Origin of the sequence: Dietzia sp. SLG310A2-38A2, from assembly GCF_014145095.1 — a bacterium.
Lineage (GTDB): Bacteria > Actinomycetota > Actinomycetes > Mycobacteriales > Mycobacteriaceae > Dietzia.
In genome coordinates this window covers 1-19,478 of sequence record NZ_JAALDX010000154.1, presented here as the reverse complement: position 1 = coordinate 19,478, position 19,478 = coordinate 1, and the positions used below count along the sequence as shown (strand labels likewise).

General features: G+C 70.3%; 19 protein-coding genes. 15 read left to right on the top strand and 4 right to left on the bottom strand.

What is annotated here, in order from left to right; translation table 11 throughout:
- Positions 1–87 precede the first annotated feature (87 nt).
- Genes G6027_RS05985 through hisG form a run of 3 tightly spaced genes read left to right on the top strand, consistent with a single transcriptional unit; the run spans position 88 to position 1,963 of the window.
- Positions 88–804, top strand: coding sequence for an HAD-IA family hydrolase (locus G6027_RS05985; protein ID WP_182636312.1), 717 nt, complete (start codon positions 88–90; stop codon positions 802–804).
- Positions 801–1,064 carry a phosphoribosyl-ATP diphosphatase gene (locus G6027_RS05980; protein ID WP_179525271.1) on the top strand — a complete coding sequence of 88 codons (264 nt, stop codon included), beginning with the start codon at positions 801–803 and terminating at the stop codon, positions 1,062–1,064. Before G6027_RS05985 ends, G6027_RS05980 begins: the two co-directional genes overlap by 4 nt.
- A 47-nt stretch (positions 1,065–1,111) precedes the next feature.
- Positions 1,112–1,963, top strand: a complete 852-nt coding sequence (hisG, locus tag G6027_RS05975) for an ATP phosphoribosyltransferase (protein WP_182636310.1) — start codon at positions 1,112–1,114, stop codon at positions 1,961–1,963.
- Positions 1,964–2,024: 61 nt separating this feature from the next.
- On the opposite strand, the gene G6027_RS05970 is transcribed toward hisG, so the two are convergent.
- Together G6027_RS05970 and G6027_RS05965 are read right to left on the bottom strand one after the other, a co-directional pair.
- Positions 2,025–2,792, bottom strand: a complete 768-nt coding sequence (locus G6027_RS05970; protein ID WP_182636308.1) for a thioesterase family protein — start codon at positions 2,790–2,792, stop codon at positions 2,025–2,027.
- On the bottom strand, positions 2,789–3,721 hold the full coding sequence (locus G6027_RS05965) for a PD-(D/E)XK nuclease family protein (RefSeq protein WP_182636306.1): 933 nt from the start codon (positions 3,719–3,721) through the stop codon (positions 2,789–2,791). Before G6027_RS05965 ends, G6027_RS05970 begins: the two co-directional genes overlap by 4 nt.
- 57 nt (positions 3,722–3,778) lie before the next feature.
- On the opposite strand from G6027_RS05965, the gene G6027_RS05960 reads away from it, so the two are divergent.
- The 10 genes from G6027_RS05960 to G6027_RS18645 all read left to right on the top strand — a co-directional run bounded on the left by G6027_RS05960 (position 3,779) and on the right by G6027_RS18645 (position 15,743).
- Entirely contained in the window at positions 3,779–4,618 is an 840-nt protein-coding gene (locus G6027_RS05960; protein ID WP_182636304.1) for a class I SAM-dependent methyltransferase, read from the top strand.
- A gap of 125 nt (positions 4,619–4,743) precedes the next feature.
- A complete protein-coding gene (arc, locus tag G6027_RS05955; RefSeq protein WP_182636302.1) occupies positions 4,744–6,444 on the top strand; it encodes a proteasome ATPase in 1,701 nt (566 codons plus the stop codon).
- Positions 6,445–6,476: 32 nt separating this feature from the next.
- On the top strand, positions 6,477–7,958 hold the full coding sequence (gene dop, locus G6027_RS05950) for a depupylase/deamidase Dop (RefSeq protein ID WP_182636337.1): 1,482 nt from the start codon (positions 6,477–6,479) through the stop codon (positions 7,956–7,958).
- Positions 7,959–8,017: 59 nt separating this feature from the next.
- Entirely contained in the window at positions 8,018–8,194 is a 177-nt protein-coding gene (locus tag G6027_RS05945; RefSeq protein ID WP_107747635.1) for a ubiquitin-like protein Pup, read from the top strand.
- A 6-nt stretch (positions 8,195–8,200) separates the two neighbouring features.
- Positions 8,201–9,607 carry a Pup--protein ligase gene (gene pafA / locus G6027_RS05940; protein WP_182636300.1) on the top strand — a complete coding sequence of 469 codons (1,407 nt, stop codon included), beginning with the start codon at positions 8,201–8,203 and terminating at the stop codon, positions 9,605–9,607.
- Positions 9,608–9,617: 10 nt separating this feature from the next.
- Entirely contained in the window at positions 9,618–10,586 is a 969-nt protein-coding gene (locus G6027_RS05935; protein WP_182636297.1) for a WYL domain-containing protein, read from the top strand.
- Positions 10,583–11,554: a WYL domain-containing protein gene (locus tag G6027_RS05930; RefSeq protein WP_182636295.1), complete on the top strand. Its 972-nt coding sequence runs from the start codon at positions 10,583–10,585 to the stop codon at positions 11,552–11,554. Before G6027_RS05935 ends, G6027_RS05930 begins: the two co-directional genes overlap by 4 nt.
- A 108-nt stretch (positions 11,555–11,662) precedes the next feature.
- On the top strand, positions 11,663–12,043 hold the full coding sequence (gene tatA, locus G6027_RS05925) for a Sec-independent protein translocase subunit TatA (protein WP_182636294.1): 381 nt from the start codon (positions 11,663–11,665) through the stop codon (positions 12,041–12,043).
- Between the two features lie 117 nt (positions 12,044–12,160).
- Positions 12,161–13,099, top strand: coding sequence for a twin-arginine translocase subunit TatC (gene tatC, locus G6027_RS05920; RefSeq protein WP_241726862.1), 939 nt, complete (start codon positions 12,161–12,163; stop codon positions 13,097–13,099).
- A complete protein-coding gene (locus tag G6027_RS18645; RefSeq protein ID WP_182636291.1) occupies positions 13,083–15,743 on the top strand; it encodes a DEAD/DEAH box helicase in 2,661 nt (886 codons plus the stop codon). The genes tatC and G6027_RS18645 overlap by 17 nt, the downstream gene beginning before the upstream one ends.
- A gap of 151 nt (positions 15,744–15,894) precedes the next feature.
- Here G6027_RS18645 and G6027_RS05910 read toward each other — a convergent pair whose 3' ends face one another.
- A complete protein-coding gene (locus G6027_RS05910; RefSeq protein WP_182636290.1) occupies positions 15,895–16,824 on the bottom strand; it encodes a 5'-3' exonuclease H3TH domain-containing protein in 930 nt (309 codons plus the stop codon).
- Between the two features lie 138 nt (positions 16,825–16,962).
- On the opposite strand from G6027_RS05910, the gene G6027_RS05905 reads away from it, so the two are divergent.
- Entirely contained in the window at positions 16,963–18,069 is a 1,107-nt protein-coding gene (locus G6027_RS05905; RefSeq protein WP_182636288.1) for a Xaa-Pro peptidase family protein, read from the top strand.
- Here G6027_RS05905 and G6027_RS05900 read toward each other — a convergent pair.
- Positions 18,066–18,482 carry a PPOX class F420-dependent oxidoreductase gene (locus G6027_RS05900; protein ID WP_182636287.1) on the bottom strand — a complete coding sequence of 139 codons (417 nt, stop codon included), beginning with the start codon at positions 18,480–18,482 and terminating at the stop codon, positions 18,066–18,068. The two genes, G6027_RS05905 and G6027_RS05900, sit on opposite strands and share 4 nt — an antisense overlap.
- Before the next feature lie 63 nt (positions 18,483–18,545).
- Here G6027_RS05900 and G6027_RS05895 point away from each other — a divergent pair, with 63 nt between their 5' ends.
- The gene (locus tag G6027_RS05895) at positions 18,546–19,325 is read left to right on the top strand and encodes an SDR family NAD(P)-dependent oxidoreductase (protein ID WP_182636284.1); all 780 of its coding nucleotides are present in this window, start codon (positions 18,546–18,548) and stop codon (positions 19,323–19,325) included.
- Positions 19,326–19,478 lie beyond the last annotated feature (153 nt).

Here is a 19,478-nt window from a genome sequence, read left to right as displayed (position 1 = left end):
TCCTGCCACTGAACGGCGGTCGGCGGGGTGGCCAACGGGGCCGGTCACGGCACCCCCGGTGACCCCATGTCGGGTAGACAGTAGGCCGTGACCAGCATCTCGTACGACCGTGTCCCCGCCGCCGTGTGTCTCGACATGGACGGCACGCTCGTCGACACCGAGCGACTGTGGGACATCGCCGTATACGAGCTCGCGGAGTACCTGGGCCGGCCCCTCGACGAGGCGACCCGCGAGCGGACCCTGGGAAACTCGCTTCCCGGGTTCTTCGCGATCCTGGGTGAGTACACAGGGCGGACCATCGAGGGCGCCGAGTTCGATCGACTGGCCCTCCGGCTCAACTCACGGGTCACCGAGCTGATGCGGTCCGATATGCGGTGGCGGCCGGGGGCCGAGGAGTTGTTGGAGGACCTCGCCTCGACGAACGCCCCGGTCGCCCTGGTGACCAACACGACCGCAGACGTCGCGGCGGTGCCGCTGGAGTTCATCGACCGTTCGCGGTTCGATGTGGTGGTGACGGGGTGCATGGTGGCCGACCCCAAGCCTGCCCCCGACCCCTACCTGCTGGCCTGTTCGCGACTCGGGGTCCAGGTGACCACCGCCGTGGCGGTCGAGGACTCCGTCACCGGGGCCACCGCGGCGGTCGCCGCGGGGTGCCGGGTCCTCTACGTTCCGTCGACCGACGGACAGCCGGACGTGGCCGGGGCGCACACCCACCCGAGCCTCACGGGCGTGAGCGCGTCCGGTCTCGTCGCCCTCACCTCGGGCGCGCCCGCGGGTGCGGTTGTGGGACAATCGGGCGCGTGAAGACCTTCGACTCCCTGTTCGCCGAGCTGTCCGAGCGCATCGCCGCGCGACCCGAGGGCTCCGGCACCGTCGCCGCCTTCGACAAGGGCGTGCACCATCTCGGCAAGAAGGTCAACGAAGAGGCGGGCGAGGTGTGGATCGCCGCCGAGTACCAGTCGGACGAGGAGCTGGCCGAGGAGATCTCGCAGCTCCTCTACTGGACCCAGGTCATGATGCTCAAGCGCGGACTCGGTCTCGAGGACGTCTACCGGCATCTCTGACCGCCACCCCGTCCACCCCTCCCGCACCGAATCCTGGAGCCGCCATCATGCTGCGTGTCGCAGTGCCCAACAAGGGCGCCCTGTCCGAGTCCGCCTCCGAGATGCTGTCCGAGGCGGGGTACCGCCGGCGTACTGAGGGCAGCAAGGACCTCACGCTGATCGACCGTGAGAACGACGTCGAGTTCTTCTTCCTGCGGCCCAAGGACATCGCCGTCTACGTGGGCTCGGGACGTCTCGAGCTGGGGATCACCGGCAGGGACCTGAGTATGGACTCCATGGCCGAGGTGGACGAGCTCCTCGACCTGGGATTCGGACACTCGACCTTCCGCTACGCCGGGCCGTCCGGTGCCGGGTGGACCACGGACCGCCTCGCGGGAGCACGCATCGCGACGTCGTACCCGAACATCGTCCGCCGCGACCTCGAGCAGCGAGGGATCGAGGCGGAGGTCATCCGGCTGGACGGCGCGGTGGAGATCTCCATCCAGCTCGGGGTGGCGGACTGCATCGCCGACGTGGTGGGCTCGGGTCGGACGCTCAAGGTGCACGGGTTGGAGGCGTTCGGGGACGTCCTGTGTGACTCGATGGGTGTGCTGATCTCCCGCGCCGGCGACCAGACGACCCCGGCGATGGCCCAGATGCGGGCCCGGCTTCAGGGCGTCGTGTTTGCCCAGCAGTACATGATGCTGGACTACGACTGCCCCAAGGAGCTCCTGGAGTCGGTCTCGGCCATCACCCCCGGCATCGAGTCACCCACCGTCTCCCCGATGGCCGACCCGGCCTGGGTGGCGGTGCGGTCGATGGTGCCGCGTAAGAAGGTCAACTCGATCATGGACGAGCTGGTCGCGGCCGGCGCCAAGGCGGTCATCGCCACGGACATCCGGTCCTGCCGCATGGGGTGAGGTCCCGCGGTCCCGGTAGGGCGGTGCGGTGGCGTGCGGCACGCCTCGTCGCACGATCGGCTCAGGCCCGCTCGACGAGCAGAGCCTGGAGCGTGTGCCCGATGGCACCCACCTCGTCGTACAGGGTCCCGGACGTGGCCCCGACGCCGTCGGGGCCGATCGAGGCGTCCGCCGTGACCCCGATCCACTCGCCGACGGGCCGCCGGTGCAGGTGTGTGATGAGGTCCGTGTTGAGGAACCGCCACTCGTCGGGTTCGAGAACGGCCCCGACGCCGTTCGCGATGTCGGCCACCGACATGACCCGTTCCGCCGGCGTCATCTCCTCCCCGGAGACCAGGGGGAGCGTGGGGCGGACCCAGACGACCCCATCGTCCGCACCGCGGATCTCCAGCGAATCGATGTAGCCGCTGGTCCACCGGTCGAAGAAACCGCTGTCGCGATCCACGTCCGGGAGCTCGCGCGGACGGTCGGCCGACTGCTCGACCTCGGCGGTGTCGCCCACGGCCATCCGCCAGGCGCTCGCCCGGGCGACGATCCGGCCCCTCGCTTCCAGTTCCGCCTCCAGTAGCTGGATCCGGCGACCGGGACGGACGACGCGGGCCCGGGTGCGGACCTCACCCAACGGCACCGGGCCCAGCAGGTCCACCGTGACGCGGGCGATTCTCGTCGTCTCGGTCCGCTCGAGGCGATCCATGGCGCGGGTGAGGACGGCCGAGGGCGGTGACCCGTGCTGCAGATCCGGGCCCCAGGCGCTCACCGTGTGCGGGGTCGCCCGGAACACCTCCCAGCCGTCATCCGTGCCCAACGGCTCGAAGTAGGCCTCCGTCATCGTGTGCTCCTCGGTCCGGCGTGTCCCGCCTCGGGTGTGTCAGGATCGAGAGGTATCACGCGGCGCCCCGGCCATCCCGGGTACTCCGGCGGGGTACCCCCGAACGCCGGGCACAACGCCTGGTGGTTGCACCAGTCACACAACCGGGAGGTGCGCGGGGGGAAGATCCCGGCCTCACCCGCCCGCTCTATCTCCGCCCACAGCGAGTCGAGCTCGGCCTCGGTCTCCACGAGCGTGGCGAGATCGGGGGAGAGGGTCAGCCAGCTGCCGTTCCTGAGGTAGATCAGCTTGAGCTGCGCGGGCATCACCCCGTGGATCTGCTGGTACATCAGGGCGTAGAACCGCATCTGGAACATCGCCTGATTCTGGTATCGCGGATGTGGTGGCTTACCGGTCTTGTAGTCGACCACCCTGACCTCCCCGGTCGGCGCCACATCCACTCTGTCCAGGTACCCGTGGAGCGGGGTACCGGACGCGGTGGAGGTGACGAGGTACTGCTCACATGCCGCGGGGGAGAAGCGCCGGGGATCCTCGACTCCGTAGAGCGCGGATACCAGCGCGGCGACCTCCGTCTGGAACTCCGCCCGGTCGGTGGGCGGCACCACCTCTGCGCCGCCGCCGACCGCGTAGAAGTGCTCCACCGCAGCGGGGACCAGCTCCGCGGCGCGCTCCGGAGCACGCTCGGACTGCTCCAGTGCGTACAGGTCCTCGAGCACCGAGTGCACGACGGTGCCCAGGACCTGGGCGCGGGTCTTCGGCTCCGGGATCCTGTCGATCGCCTTGAGCCGGTAGAGCAGGGGGCACTGCCGGAAGTCCGCCGCACGCGAGGCCGACAACGCCAGGGGCCTGCGCTCGGGAGGGGGCACGCCCTCCGGAGCGGCCGGGGAGGCCGGGGTACCACTGCCGCCGATTTCCAGGGGATCCGTCACACCTGGCAGGGTAGACAACCGGTCGGACAACCGGCCGCCGTCCCCTGGAGGTCCACTGTGCAGCGATCCGGCCCGTTCGTCATCGGCGACCGCGTCCAGCTCACCGACACCAAGGGACGCAAGTACACCGTCGTCCTGGTCGAGGGAGCCGAGTTCTTCACCCACCACGGCGCCGTCCGGCACGATGACCTGATCGGCACCCCGGAGGGGTCGATCGTCACCTCGTCCGGAGAGGCCCACTACCTGGCGTTGCGTCCGCTGCTCACCGACTACGTCCTGTCCATGCCCCGCGGCGCCCAGGTGATCTACCCCAAGGACGCCGCACAGATCGTCCACGAGGGCGACGTGTTCCCCGGCGCACGCGTGCTCGAGGCCGGTGCGGGCTCCGGCGCGCTGACCTGTTCGCTGCTCCGGGCCGTGGGTCCCGAGGGGCGTGTGCTCTCCTACGAGATCCGCGAGGACCACGCCGAGCACGCCGAGCGGAACGTCCGCACGTTCTACGGCGAGCATCCGGAGAACTGGGATCTGCGCGTCGCGGACCTGGCCGAGACCTCCGTGGAGGCACTCGGGGGCCAGGTCGACCGGGTGGTGTTGGACATGCTCGCCCCGTGGGACTGTCTGCCCACGGTGAGCGAGGTCCTGGTTCCCGGGGGTGTCCTGGTGGTGTACGTGGCCACCACCACCCAGATGTCGGACGTCGTGGAGGCGCTCCGGCGCCAGGAGTGCTGGACCGAACCCCGGGCGTGGGAGTCGATCAACCGCGGGTGGCACGTCGTGGGCCTGGCCGTCCGCCCCGAGCACCGTATCCAGGGCCACACCGCGTTCCTGGTCACCGCCCGTCGACTCGCGGAGGGCGTGACCACGCTCAAGCCCAGGCGCCGGGCCGGGAAGCACTGATCCCGGCCTGAGGACGCGCACTCACCCGCACTCACCCGCCCCTCACCCGGCCACTCACCCCGGCGATAGGGTGGAGGCGACGACGACGAGGGTGTCGTCCGAGAGTCGGAGGGCAGGTGATCGAGGTGACCGAGGGACGTTCCCCGGAAGAGCGGGGCGGCGACAGCGTGACGCTGGACCGGGTCGAGCTCGCGCGGCTGCGCAGGGCCGTCGACGAGGGGGCCCGTACGGACCGCGAGAAGTCGGTCAAGATCGACGCCCTCGGCGCCCGCAACGTCAGGCTCGCCGAGCTCCTCAAGGACTCCCGCGATCAGCTGGAGGCCCTCAAGGGCGAGGTCGAACGCCTCGGCACGCCGCCGAGCACCTACGGGATCGTGCTGCAGGAACCGACGGACGCCGATACCGCGGAGGTCATGGCGGCCGGTCGACGGATGCGGCTCACACTCGCACCCGGCGTCGACGCCTCCGCCCTCTCGGCGGGAGTGACGGTCCGGCTCAACGAGGCCATGACCGTCATCGAGGCCTGTACCGGGCTCCCGGTCACCGGCGTCACCGCCGTATTCCGGGACGTCCTGGCCGACGGGCTGCGGGCCCGCGTGGTGATGGGGAACGACGAGGAGCACGTCGTCCACCTGGCGACCGGCCTGCGTGGCGGGCGGACCGCCGATCACCCGGCTCCGGTGCGCCCGGGCGACGCGGTCCTGGTGGACCCCAAGGCCGGCGTGGCGTTCGAGGTCGTTCCCAAGGCTGAGGTCGACGAGCTCCTGCTCGAGGAGATCCCGATGGTCGAGTACTCCGACATCGGCGGTCTCGGCCCTCAGATCGAGCAGATCCGCGACGCCATCGAGCTTCCCTTCATCCACCACGACCTCTACCGCGAGTTCCATCTCTCCCCACCCAAGGGAGTCCTGCTCTACGGCCCTCCCGGGTGCGGCAAGACCCTGATCGCCAAGGCGGTCGCGCACTCGCTGGCGCTGGCCTCCGCGAAGTCGCGGGGACAGGACGTCTCCGACGGCCGGTACCCCAACTCCTATTTCCTCTCCATCAAAGGCCCGGAACTGCTCAACAAATACGTGGGCGAGACCGAGCGGCACATCCGGTCGATCTTCGAGCGGGCGCGGGAGAAGGCGACCGAGGGCAACCCGGTGATCGTCTTCTTCGACGAGATGGACTCCATCTTCCGCACCCGCGGGTCGGGCATCTCCTCGGACATGGAGACCACGATCGTCCCGCAGCTCCTCGCCGAGATCGACGGTGTGGAGGACCTGCGCAACGTCATCGTCATCGGTGCCTCCAACCGGGAGGACATGATCGACCCGGCGATCCTGCGCCCGGGGCGACTCGATCTCAAGATCCGCATCGACCGGCCGGACGCCGACGCCGCGGCCGACATCCTGGCCAAGTACATCACCCCCGACCTTCGTTTCGACCCGGACGAGGTCGGTTCGACGGGTGGCGAGGAGCACGTCCGGGGCCTCATCTCGCGCATCGTCGACCGGCTCTACACCAGGGACGAGTCCACGACCTACGTGCACCTGGTCTACGCGTCGGGCCGCCGGTCGTCCCTGTACCTCGCGGACCTGACCTCCGGGGCGATGCTGCGCAACATCGTGGACCGGGCCAAGAAACTCGCGATCAAGGACATCGTGCACGGCACCGGGCAGGGTCTGACGACCGACGACTTCCTTGACGCCGTCGATGCGGAGTTCGCGGAGAACACCGACCTGCCCAACACCTCCAACCCGCAGGAGTGGGCGCGGTTGACGGGCGTCCGCGGTGAACGCGTGGTCGAGGTCACCGTCCCGCACCGGAAGGACGACCGGTGACCCCGCCCGTTCAGACGGAGTCCGGTGAGATCATGCGCGGGCGGGTGATCGGGACGGAGATCGAGTTCGGGATAGTCGCGGTGGGCCAGCCGCTGCTCAGCTCGGTGGTCACCTCGACCCAGGTGGTCAAGGCCTATACAGACCCGGGCGAGGGCTCCGGGGCGACCGACGGGACCCGCTGGGACTACGGGTCCGAATCACCCCTCCGCGACGCCCGGGGTTTCGACCTCGGCTCCGCCCGCGCCTACGACCCGAGCGAGTTCGGGGTGACCAACCGGGTGCTGACCAACGGTGCCCGCTTCTACGTCGACCACGCGCACCCCGAGTACTCGTCGCCCGAGGTCGACTCGCCGATCGACGCGGTGATCTGGGACAAGGCGGGGGAGCGGGTCATGCACCGGGCCGGCCGCGAGTCCTCCGCCATCGAGGGGAACGCCGAGCTCAAGCTCTACAAGAACAACGTCGACGGCAAGGGCGCGTCCTACGGCGCCCACGAGAACTACCTCGTGCGTCGCGACGTCGACTTCGACGCCCTGACGATGAGCCTGGCGCCGCATCTGCTGTCCCGGCAGGTGTTCTGTGGCGCCGGACGCGTCGGCCTCGGCCAGTCCGGTGAGAAGGCGGGCTTCCAGCTCTCCCAGCGCGCCGACTACATCGAGGTGCTCACCGGGCTCGAGACCACCCTGCGCCGCGGGATCATCAACACCCGCGACGAGCCGCACGCCCCGGATGAGACGTGGCGGCGCCTGCACGTCATCATCGGCGACGCGAACATGTCCGAGCTGGCGACGTACCTCAAGATCGGCACCACATGCCTGGTGTTGGACGCGATCGAGGCGGGCGTGGACTTCTCCGACCTGGTCCCGGTCGATCCCGTCGAGGCGGTGCACATCATCAGCCACGACCCGACCCTCACCGCCACCGTCGCCCTGTCCGACGGCCGGGAGCTCACGGGGATCGCCCTCCAGCGGGAGATCCTCGACCGCATCTCTGGGCTGGTCGGGGACGGCACGGGGCGCCCGGGGTGGGCCGTCGAGGTCCTGGCCGAGTGGCGGGAGATCCTCGACGCGCTCGAGCAGAACCCGATGTCGTGCGCTGATCGACTCGACTGGCCGGCCAAGCTCCGGCTCCTGGAGGGATTCCGGACGAGGGACTCCCTGGGATGGGACCACGCGCGACTGGCTCTCATCGATGTCCAGTACCACGACATCGATCCGGAGCGTGGACTCTACAACCGCCTGGTGAGCAAGGGTGCCATGCGCAGGATGCTCACCGAGGACCAGGTGGAGGCCGCGGTCACGACCCCGCCCGAGTCCACGCGGGCCTGGGCCAGGGGTCGCTTCCTGGCCGAGCTCGGCGACCGCGTCCACGCCGCGGGATGGGATCACGTCGTCGTCGTCGATTCCCGCGGCGACCACCGACACGTGGACCTGGCCGACCCGTACACGGGGACCCGCGCCCACTGCGACGCCCACCCGGACTTCCTCAGTCCTGACGGTCCGCCGGGTCGCTGAGGATCCCGTCCGACCCACTCAGTCCGACCCGCCCACCCCACCCACAGGAGCTCCACACCATGTCCCAGATCCAGAAGAACGCCGGCGGCGCAGGCGAGTCGGACGACGAGGCCGGGCAGGTCGCCAAGACCGCCCAGACCTCGTCCGCCGACTCACTCCTCGACGAGATCGATGACATCCTCGAGACCAACGCCGAGGAGTTCGTGAAGTCCTACGTCCAGAAGGGCGGGCAGTAGACAGCCATGATCCGTCGTATCGTCGGGATCGAGACGGAGTTCGGGATCACCAGCGTCGGTGGTGAGGGTTCGCGATCGCTCGGGCCCGACGAGATCGCCCGGTACTTCTTCCGGCCCGTCGTCGAACGCTGGCGCAGCTCGAACGTGTTCCTCGAGAACGGGTCCCGCCTCTACCTGGACGTGGGTTCCCATCCCGAGTACGCGACCGCGGAGTGCGACGGCCTGCGGCAGATCGTGGCCCACGACAGGGCGGGGGAGCGGATCATCGACGACCTCGCCGTCCACGCCGAACAGTCGCTCGCGGCCGAGGGGATCGACGCCAAGGTCTACCTGTTCAAGAACAACACCGACACGGTCGGCAATTCCTACGGTTCCCACGAGAACTACCTGCTGGACCGCTCGACCCAGGTCAGGAGCATGGCCACCACGCTGCTGCCGTTCCTGGTGAGCCGGCAACTGATCTGCGGCGCGGGCAAGATCCTGCCCGGGACCCCGGCCGGGGTGGGCGTCGCCGAGGACGAGGGACCGGCCTACTGCTTCTCCCAGCGTGCCGAACACATGTGGGACGGCGTCTCCTCCGCCACCACCCGTTCGCGCCCGCTCATCAACACCCGTGACGAGCCGCACGCGGACTCGACCCGGTTCAGGCGGATGCACGTGATCGTGGGCGACTCCAACATGATCGAGACCACGACGCTGCTCAAGATCGCCAGCACCCGGCTCGTGCTGGAGATGCTCGAGGCCGGCGTCGAGCTGCGGCCGATGGCGATCGCCCACCCGGTGCGCGCGATCAGGGAGATCAGCCGCGACCTCACGGGAACCCGGCCGGTCGGGCTCACCGACGGCACCACGATGACCGCCCTGGAGATCCAGCGGGAGTTCCTGGCCGCCGTCCACCGCCACCTCGGGCGCGGCGGGTGGGAGCGCGACGACCGCCCCCTCGTGGAGAAATGCGTGGCCCTGTGGGAGCGGGTCCTCGACGCGGTCGAGTCCGGCGACCACGACTCGATCGCCGCGGACATCGACTGGGCCGCGAAGCTCCGGTTGATCCGACAGGTGCAGGACAGGACCGGGGCCGACCTCGACCACCCCAGGCTCGCCCAGATCGACCTGACCTACCACGACATCCGACCGGGACGTGGGCTGCACTCGGTGCTCGAGCGCCGCGGCCTGGTCTCCCGGGTGGTGGACGACTCCGAGATCGAGGTCGCCCGGCACTTCGCGCCGGAGACCACCCGCGCGGCGCTGCGCGGGCGCTTCATCTCCGCCGCCGCCGGGGCCGGTCGGGACTACACCGTGGACTGGGTGCATCTGAAGGTCGCCGACGGCACCCTGCCCACGGTCGCCCTCACCGACCCGTTCGCGGCGGAGGACCCGCGTGTCGACGACCTCATCGCCGCGCTCGGGCGATAGCGTCCTGCCCGTGTCCACCTCCAAGTCGCAACGACTGGTCAACCTCGTCATCTGCCTGCGGTCGACCAGCGCCTACCTGTCCGCGGGGGAGATCCGCAGGATGGTCCAGGGATACGACGACTGCGAGAACGAGGCCGCCTACCTGAGGATGTTCGAGCGGGACAAGCGGGAACTCCGCGACGTGGGCGTCCCCCTGGAACAGGGAGCCTCGCTCGCGCCGGGGTCCCCGGCCGGGTACCGGATCCCCGCCCGGGGTTACGAGCTCCCGGAGATCACCCTCACCCCCGAACAGGCCGGTGTGTTGGCCGTGGCGTCCGAGGTCTGGCGGGAGGGGGAGCGGGCCGCACGGGCCGATGGTGCTCTGGCCAAGCTCACCGCCGCGGGGATCGACCCCGTGCACGACGCCGGGGCGACCGTGTCGGTGGAGGATCCGGCCGAACTCGCGGCCGCCGCGATCGTCGCGGAAGCGGTCGCGGAGAGCCGACTCCTCACGTTCTCGCACACCCGTGCCGGCGCCACCGAGCCGAGCACCCGGAGGATCGAGCCGTGGTGGACCGGTTCCCGGCACGGCAACTGGTACGTGGTCGGACACGACCTCGACCGCGGTGAGCCCCGGACGTTCCGCCTGGTGCGCGTCTCGGACGTCCGGGTGGGCCAGGCCCGACGTACGGTCCCGGTCCCGCGGACGACCGAGGTGCTGGCGCTCCTCGACGACGCTATCGCCCGCCTGAACCCGGTGGTGGAGGCCACCGTCTGGGCGGCGGACGGCCACGCAGCCGAACTACGGGCGATGGCCCGCGGTGCCGAGCCGGCGGTCCGGTTCGGTCGTCCCGGCGCCGACCTGGAGGTGAGTTCGCCCCTGGGCGAGTTGTCGTCGATGGTCGCATCCCAGGGCGCCGACGCCGTCGCCCTCCGACCCGCCGAGCTCCGCGTCCGCGTCGTCACCATCCTCACCGCGGCGCAGGAGGCCGTCCGATGAGCTCACGCGCCGTTCCGCTGGCGACGCTGCTCAGCGTCGTCCCCTATTTCCACACCCGGGGCGCCGTGCCCGTGGCCGACGCCGCGCGGGACCTCGGTATGACGGACAAGCAGCTGCGGGACGCCCTGTGGCAGCTGTGGTCCTGCGGGCTCCCCGGGTACGGCCCGGGTGACCTCATCGACCTTGCCTTCTCCTCCGAGGACCTCGACGACGCCGAGCTGGTCGAGGTGACGTTCACCGCCGGGATCGACCGGCCCGTCCGGCTCACCGCCGCCGAGGCCGTCACCCTGGAGACCGGACTCGCGATCTTCCTCGATCATCCCGAGGTGGTCGATCAGACCGCCCTGCGCGACCTCCTGCAGACCCTCCGGACCGCGGCCGGTGTCGAGTCGGCTGCCGGGGGACGCGGCGAGGACACCCCCCGTCCGGAGAGCACCACCCCGGATGCCGACGTGGTGCGTACCGCGGTCCACGACGGACTCGCGCTGCGGTTCGTGTACCACTCGGCCAGCTCGGACACCTCCACCACCCGTGTGGTCGATCCCGCGCGACTCTCCGTGTCCGACGGCCACTCCTACGTCCACGGCGTCGACCGCGGGGCGGGCCAGTGGAGGACGTTCCGTACTGATCGGATGAGCGGGGTGGAGGAGGTCGGTCCGCGCCGGGCGCTCGGACCGGAACCCCAGGACGACGGCGAGGCAGGCGTCCTCCTGGAGCGGGCCGTCGTCCCCGCGGCGGCGGCGTGGTTCCTCGACGAGTTCGGATTCCACGACGTGGTCCGGCGCCCGGACGGTGATCTGGACGTCTCGATCGCCTATCACGACCGGGCGTGGCTGGTGAGGTTCCTCCTCGGACACGCCGACGTCGTGACGCCGTCGGACCCGGGACTGGCCGCGGAGATCGCCGACCGGGCCGCGGCGGGACTTGCGCTCTATCGGGCAGGCGACAACTCGATATCGTCGACGTGAAATCGTGATGAACCCGCTGGTCACCGCGTTCGCAGACGAGGACCGCGCCAACGCCTGTCGGGCGGGGTGCGTTAGCATGGGCGTGTTGTCCCACAAACGGAGGTTGACATGGGTGCGTTGAGCATCTGGCACTGGCTCATCGTCCTCGCGGTGGTGCTGCTTCTCTTCGGCTCCAAGAAGCTCCCCGACGCCGCGCGCGGTCTCGGCCGCTCGATGCGGATCTTCAAGTCGGAGATCAAGGAGATGCAGAACGACGACAAGCCGGCCGAGCCGGAGGCGCTCACGCAGGCCGGCCAGCCTCATGCGGCGCAGTACGTCCAACCGCAGGCGCATCCCCAGCAGGCGCAGCCCCAGGCACAGGGTTACCCGCAGGCCCCGCAGCAGCCGTACCAGCAGCCCCAGGGCCAGCAGCCGCAGCAGCCCGGCCAGCCCCAGCAGCACTTCGATCCCACTGCTCCGTACGACGGCGGCACCGGCGCCCAGCGGTAGCGGGCCATCTCACCGATGACGCAGAGCGGACCGGAGAAGACCGGCGCCACCCCCAGGGGCGGCGCCGGTCGGCTGCTGTCCAAGCGCAGGCGCCGGCCTCGGAACCCCGACGGCACGATGCCTCTCATCGAGCACATCTACGAGCTGCGCACGAGGCTGCTCATCGCCCTCGGGGCGATCGTGGTGACGCTGGGCTTCGGATTCTGGTGGTACGGCAGCGGGTTCTTCGGGGTCCCCTCGCTGGGTGAGATCCTCACCGGCCCGTACTGCGACATCCCACCCGGTGCCCGCCTCCAGCTCGGTGACTCGGGGGACCAGTGCCGCCTCCTCGCCACCGGCCCCTTCGAGCAGTTCATGCTGCGACTCAAGGTGGCCGCGACCGCCGGGATCGTGCTGGCGAGCCCGGTCTGGCTCTACCAGTTGTGGGCCTTCATCACGCCGGGCCTGCACAAGAACGAGAAGCGCTACGGGATCGCCTTCACGTTCCTCGCCGCCGTCCTGTTCATCGGCGGGGCGGTCCTGGCCTACATCGTCATCGTCTTCGCCCTCGAGTTCCTGCTCTCCATCGGCGACAACGTCCAGACCACCGCCCTCTCCGGTACCCAGTATTTCACCTTCCTCATCCAGCTGATCCTGATCTTCGGAGTGAGCTTCGAGATCCCCTTGCTCATCGCGATGCTCAACGTCGCCGGTGTTCTCCGGTACGAGGTGCTCGCCAGGTCCCGCCGCGGGATCATCATGGGGATCTTCGTCTTCGCCGCCGTCGCCTCGCCGGGGCAGGACCCGTTCTCGATGCTGGCGCTCGCCGGGGCGGTGTGCGTGTTGGTGGAGTTGTCCATCCAGTTCGCCCGCATCCACGACAAGCGCAAGAGCAAGAACCGCGAGGAGTGGCTCGAGGTCGACGACGAGTCCGCGTCGCCGCTGGGTCCGTCAGAGCGCCTCGACGGCTCCGGTACGGTCCGGTCCACCGGCCCGCTGTCCGCACCCGAGCCACTCGGTGGTTCACGGCCCCTCCAGGCGCCCTCGGGCGGGGCGATGTATGACGACACGCTCTGAGCCGCACGATTCGGGCACCCTGCTCGAGTCGTTCCTGCAGACGGAGGGCTTCGACCCGGACCCGTTCCAACTTGAGTCGTTCTCCGCGCTCGACGACGGGCGAAACCTGCTCGTCTCGGCGCCCACCGGCTCGGGCAAGACCCTCATCGGGGAGTACGCGGCCCACCGGGCGTTGTCCGGCGGCGGTCGGTGCTTCTACACCACGCCGGTCAAGGCGCTGAGCAACCAGAAGTTCCGGCAGTTCCGCCACCGGTTCGGGCCCGAGAACGTGGGGCTGCTCACCGGGGACCACTCGATCGACGCCGACGCCCCGGTGGTGGTGATGACCACCGAGGTCCTCCGGAACATGATCTATTCCGGGTCCTCCGCCCTGCACGATCTGGACTGTGTGGTCATGGACGAGATCCACTACCTCGGGGACCGGTCGCGAGGGGTGGTGTGGGAGGAGATCATCCTGACCCTCGATCCGGCGGTCCGGCTGGTGGGCTTGTCTGCGACGCTGAGCAACACCGACGAGCTGGGGGACTGGATCAGCGAGATCCGGGGGGACACCGCCGTGGTGCTCTCCGACCTGAGGCCCGTTCCGCTCGCGCACATGCTCTACACGGACGGGGACCTGATCCCCGTCCGCGCCGCGGCCGACCAACGACGACGCACCCGCGGCGGGTATCACGACGAGCGGGTCGCGGCCCGGCCCCGGGCGCAATGGGCGCGGCGTCAAGACGTCATCGAAAAGCTCGACGACGACCATCTGCTGCCCGCGATCTACTTCGTGTTCTCCCGGGCCGGCTGCGACGGGGCGGTCTCGCAGATGCGGCGGGCCCGGTTGCGGCTGACCACGGGGGAGGAGTCCCGGCGGATCGCCTCGCACGTCGACGCCGCATGCGCACAGGTGCCCCGGCACGACCTGGACGCACTCGACTTCACCGCCTTCAGGGCCGGACTGGTCAGTGGCATCGCCGCCCACCACGCGGGGATGCTGCCCCTGTTCCGGACCATCGTGGAGGAGTTGTTCTCGGCCGGGCTGATCAAGGTCGTGTTCGCCACCGAGACCCTCGCCCTGGGCATCCACATGCCGGCCCGGGCGGTCGTTCTGGAGAAGACCACCAAGTTCAACGGCGACACCCACGCCATGCTCACCTCCGCGGAGTACTCGCAGATCACCGGCCGCGCCGGCAGACGGGGGATCGACACCAAGGGCACCGCGGTGGTGCTGGACCAGCCGGACCTCGACCTGGACGCCCTGTCCGCACTGGTGGACACCCCGCGATTCCCACTGCGCAGTGCGTTCACCCCCGACTACTCCATGGCCGTCAACCTGGTGGAGCAACTCGGCGTGGCCGAGGCCACCTCGCTGATCGGCAGATCGTTCGCGCAGTTCCAGACCGACCGCACGCTGGTCTCCCGGTCGCGGGCGGTGGAACGAAGGACGGACGAGCGGGACCGGATCCGGGCGGACCTGGAGGACGCCGGCGGGGACCGGCAGCTCGACGAGTACATGTCGCTCCGAGCGGACCTGAGCCGATTGGAGAGGTCCACCGAGAAAGCGACCCGGGACGACCGGCTGGAATCCGTCCGTGCGGCGATGCTCAAGCAGACCGCGGGTTCGGTGATCACCGTGGGCCGTAAACGGTTCGGGATGGTCGCCACGGTGCTGCAGGTCCGCACCGACATCCCCGCCGACCCGGCGTTGCTGTGCCTGACCGACACCGGCTGGACCGGCTGGCTGCGTCAGCAGGACTTCGCGGCACCCCCCGTCCCGGTGGGGAGGGTCGATCTGCCCCGGGGCCGACGAAAGCTCGACGGGCGGGCCAAGCGGGCACTGGTCCAGCGTATGGAGGGTCTCCGCGGTAAGGCCCGGGGTCGGATGAAGAACGCGGGCGGCAAGTCGGTCCGCAAGGACCCGCGCATCGCTGCGGCGCGACGCGCCGTGCGCCAGCATCCTCTCCACGAGGATCCGCTGATCGACAAGCTGGCTCGTCTCCACGAACGCTGGGCCCGCGCGGCAGCGGACGTGGCTGCGCTCACCGCCGAGGTGAACTCCGACTCCGACTCGCTGGCCCGCCGTTTCCGGAGGATCGTCGGTCTGCTCGAACACCTGGGTTACCTGGAGGAACGCGAGGGCGCGATCCGCGCGACGGACGCCGGCCTTCTGCTCGCGGGCGTGCACACCGAGCAGGACCTCTTCGTGGCCGAGTGTCTCCGGCGCGGTGTGTGGGCCGGACTCGACCCGGCGGGTCTGGCGGCGGTGATCGCCACCGTAGTGGCCCACCCCCGGAGTGACGCGGTGGTCCGCGAACCCTCCGACGAACTCCTGCGCGCCGCCCTTGCCGAGACCGAACTCGTCGCCGCCGACGTCGCCGCGACCGAGAAGGCCCACCAGCTGCCGTCGACCCCGGATCTCGACGCGGGGCTCGCACCGGTCCTGCACCACTGGGTGTCGGGTGGCGCGCTCTCGTCGATCCTCGCCGCCTCGTGGCAGGAGGGCGTGGAGCTCACCGCGGGGGACTTCGTTCGCTCGGCCCGGCTCGTCGTGGACGTCCTGGCCCAGGTCGGGCAGGTCGCCGAGCCCGATCTCGCGCGGACGGCTCGCTCGGCCGTGGGGTCTCTGCGTCGCGGGGTCGTACTCGACCACATGGCCTGACCCCGTCCCGCCACCCCTCCATCGCGCCATCCCTCCATCGCGAAGAGCGTTCCGCACACATCGGTCGAGTAGAGGGTGCGCGGAACGCTCTTATCGATCACCGACGCAGCAGATGCCCGGCGCGGGACCTGTGATGGGTTGGCGACGGCACTCAGGCCGGGTCGAGCACTGAGGCAGCGTTCTCCAGACGACCGATCGCACGCGACTGGCCCGTTTCCTCACCGAGAGCGTCCAGCCGCTCACGGTTCACACGCCCTCGCCGGCCGTCGACATCACCCTCGAACTCCAGCTCGAACCCGCGTCCCCGCAGCCGGACCACCCCACGGGCGGCGGTCAGATAGTCGGCGGCCTCGAGAACCGCCTTCCGCTGCCGGGCGGCGAGACCCGACCCCTCGTCCTCGGCAGCCGACACGATGCCGTCAAGGTCCCCGTACTTCCGCAAGAGGGACGCTGCCGTCTTGGTGCCGATCCCCGACACGCCCGGGAGGCCGTCGGAGGCGTCACCGACGAGCACCGCGTAGTCCGCGTACACGCGCGCGTCATCGCCGACGGGAAGATCGAAGCGCTCCGCGACGACCTCGGGGGTGTACGCGAGACGCTTCTTCATCCCCGCCCCCACGTACACGACCGTGGTGCTCGCCGACGCCAACTGGAACAGGTCGCGGTCGCCGGTCACCACCAGGACCTCGCGGTCGCGAGTGGCCAGTTCCGCCAGCACGTCGTCGGCTTCCGCGTCGGCTGCGGACGCCTGCGTGATGCCCGCTGCGGTGAGGATCTCCCGTATCGCACCGACCTGCGGGTGGAGTGAGGCGGGCGCGTCCTCTCCGCCGTCGTCACCGACACGGTGGGCTTTGTACGACGGCAACAGCTCGACGCGCCAGCCGGGGCGCCACTCACGGTCCAGGGCCGCCACCAGTCCGGTCGGCGAGTACTCCTCGACCAGCACCGACACCATGTCGCAGAACCCACGCACCGCGTTGGCCGGTGCGCCGTCGGGTCCGGTGATCTTCTCCGGAACCGAGTGGAACGCGCGGAACCACAGGCCGGCGCTGTCGAGAACCATGAGCGGGCCCTGGGACACCGCGCCTCCTCGGGTCGAGTGTGGGCCGGGGATCGACCTGGCGTCAGAATAGTCCTCCCCGTGAGCGGGCGAGGTGACCGTGGTCTGCCGGGAACGGATGGCGGGCGCCCTCGATGCCCGACGACCTAGTGTGGGGGAATGAGCACCGGCCCTTCGGACATCCACGCCCGGCGACTGACGGCGGTTCGCGATCGCGCGCGCGAGCTCGGCATCGACCACGTGGTGGTGTACTCGGGTGAGGACATGTACTACCTCACCGGCGAACGCATGGATTCCCACGAGCGGCTCACGGCCCTCGTCGTACCCGTCGGGGACGGAACGCCCCTCCTCGTGCTCCCGGCCCTCGAACTCACCGGCATCACCCGCCGGGCCGCCGACCGGGTGGGCGCGGAGATCCATCCCTGGGCCGACGGAACGGACGCGGTTCCACTCGTGGCGGGCACGGTGTCCGGCCGGATCGCCGTATCCACCGCGCTGCCCGCACTCCATCTCGTCCCTCTCCAGATGGGTGTCGACGGCGAGGTGGTCCTGGCCTCGGAGGTGATCGACCAGGTGCGGGCCGTCAAGACCCCGAAGGAGGTCGACGAGCTCGCCGAGGCCGCCCGTCGTATCGACGCGGTCCACGCACGGATGGGAGAGTTCCTCGAGGTGGGTCGTACCGAAGCGCAGGTGGGTGAGCTCATCACCGCCGCGGTCGTGCAGGAGGGGTTCACACACGCCGAGTTCGTGATCGTCGGTTCGGGGCCCAACGGCGCCGATCCGCACCACGGCGTCTCCGGTCGCGTGGTCGAGCAGGGCGACGTCGTGGTGGTGGACATCGGCGGGCCACTCGAGAGCGGGTACCACTCGGACTGCACCCGCACGTACTCGATGGGAGCGCCTGACCCCGGGGTCTCCGAGGCGTACGCGGTGCTGGAGGAGGCGCAGCGGCTGGCCCGGGAGGCCGTGCGGCCGGGCGTCGCGATCGGGGAGGTCGACGCCGCGGCCCGCGAACACCTCGCGGCGGCGGGGCTCGGGGAGTTGTTCATCCACCGCACCGGACACGGGATCGGTCTGGGCCTGCACGAGCCGCCGTTCGTCGCACCGGGGGCCGACACCGTGCTGGCGGAGGGCATGACGTTCTCCGTCGAGCCCGGGATCTACACGGCGGGCGGATGGGGTGCCCGTCTCGAGGACATCGTCGCGGTGACCGCGGACGGCCGGCGCGACCTGAACACCGGTGATCGGGGGCTCCGGGTCCTCTAGCCCACGCCGTACCCGGTGAACATCTTGGCGGAACCCAGGACGCGGTCCACCTCGATCGCCACCACGACGCGCTCGGGATTGGGCTTCGGCTCGCGGTAGCGCAACCCGTATCGGCGCTCGCCCTCGCGGATCGAGGCCTCGTCCGTGAGGAGCCGTGCCTGCCCCTCGAAGGTCAACCAACGGCCGCGGTCGACGTGAGAGACCGCCGCCCGCCCGCCGCGCGCGGCATTGCGTGCCTTCTGCGAACCCCGCCGGGTGATCACGCGGGCCAGGCCCGACCCGGTGTCGATGGTGAAGCCCACCGCGACCACGTGCGGGGACCCGTCGCGGCGCAGGGTGGTGAGCGTGCCGAGGTGGTACTCGGCGAGGAAGTCGTGCGCGTCGGGGGACAGGTCTGCCAGTGTGCGGGACATAGCGGCGAGCCTGCCACAGCGAGCCGACGCGGACGGCGACGACGTGCGTGGGACAATTCCCTCATGTCCACCCCCGCAGCCCCCTCGCCCCGGCGCGCACCGGGTGGCGAGGTCGTCGTGATATTCGGTGGCCGGAGCGAGATCGGTCTGGCCGTGGCCCGGCGTCTCGCGGACGGACGCACGGTCGTCCTCGCCACTCGCCCCGGTCGCGACGTCTCCGCGCTGGCAGCTCCTCTCGTGGCGGCCGGGGCAGTGGCCGTCGAGATCATGGACTTCGACGCCGACGACCTCGACTCGCACGCCCGGGTCGTGGAGGACGTCGAGTCCCGGATCGGTGAGATCTCGATCGCCGTGCTGGCGTTCGGGATCCTGGGCGACCAGGAGGTGGCCGAGAGGGACGCGGCGGCCGCGGCCAGGATCCTGCACACCGACTTCGTGGCCCAGGCCGCCCTGCTCACGGTTCTGGCGGAGCGGATGAAGTCCCGCGGGCGCGGGGTACTCGTGGCGTTCTCGTCCGTCGCCGGCCAACGGGTCAGGCGGGCGAACTACGTGTACGGCTCCGCCAAGGCCGGTCTCGACGGTTTCGCCTCGGGGATGGCCGACGCCCTCCACGGCACGGGCGTGACGCTGGTCATCCCCCGCCCGGGGTTCGTGATCGGCCGGATGACCGAGGGGATGGACCCCGCCCCGTTCTCGTCCACTCCCGACCAGGTGGCCGACGCGGTCGTCGATCGGGTGCGGGCCCGTCGAGCCGGGGTGGTGTGGATCCCGTGGCAGCTGCGGGTGATGTTCGCCGTGGCCCGGCTCGTGCCGCAGCCGATGTGGCGACGGATGCCCCGGTGAGCGCCCCTGCCGCGGAGGACTGCGCCCGGTGACCGCCCGGTTCATCGGGGTCGGGACCGGCGCCGCCGATCTACTCACCGTCCGCGCCTCCGGGATCCTCGCCCACTGTGGGACCTGTCTGTTCGAGGCGGGCCCCGCGACCGGCGAGGTGCT

Bases quoted from the DNA above. Each gene is read 5' to 3' on its own strand.
- G6027_RS05970 (WP_182636308.1), bottom strand. From the start codon at position 2,792: ATGACGGAGGCCTACTTCGAGCCGTTGGGCACGGATGACGGCTGGGAG.
- tatA (WP_182636294.1), top strand. From the start codon at position 11,663: ATGGGTGCGTTGAGCATCTGGCACTGGCTCATCGTCCTCGCGGTGGTG.
- G6027_RS05895 (WP_182636284.1), top strand. From the start codon at position 18,546: ATGTCCACCCCCGCAGCCCCCTCGCCCCGGCGCGCACCGGGTGGCGAG.
- G6027_RS05905 (WP_182636288.1), top strand. From the start codon at position 16,963: ATGAGCACCGGCCCTTCGGACATCCACGCCCGGCGACTGACGGCGGTT.
- pafA (WP_182636300.1), top strand. From the start codon at position 8,201: ATGATCCGTCGTATCGTCGGGATCGAGACGGAGTTCGGGATCACCAGC.
- G6027_RS18645 (WP_182636291.1), top strand. From the start codon at position 13,083: ATGACGACACGCTCTGAGCCGCACGATTCGGGCACCCTGCTCGAGTCG.
- G6027_RS05900 (WP_182636287.1), bottom strand. From the start codon at position 18,482: ATGTCCCGCACACTGGCAGACCTGTCCCCCGACGCGCACGACTTCCTC.
- hisG (WP_182636310.1), top strand. From the start codon at position 1,112: ATGCTGCGTGTCGCAGTGCCCAACAAGGGCGCCCTGTCCGAGTCCGCC.
- G6027_RS05945 (WP_107747635.1), top strand. From the start codon at position 8,018: ATGTCCCAGATCCAGAAGAACGCCGGCGGCGCAGGCGAGTCGGACGAC.
- tatC (WP_241726862.1), top strand. From the start codon at position 12,161: ATGCCTCTCATCGAGCACATCTACGAGCTGCGCACGAGGCTGCTCATC.
- G6027_RS05930 (WP_182636295.1), top strand. From the start codon at position 10,583: ATGAGCTCACGCGCCGTTCCGCTGGCGACGCTGCTCAGCGTCGTCCCC.
- dop (WP_182636337.1), top strand. From the start codon at position 6,477: ATGCGCGGGCGGGTGATCGGGACGGAGATCGAGTTCGGGATAGTCGCG.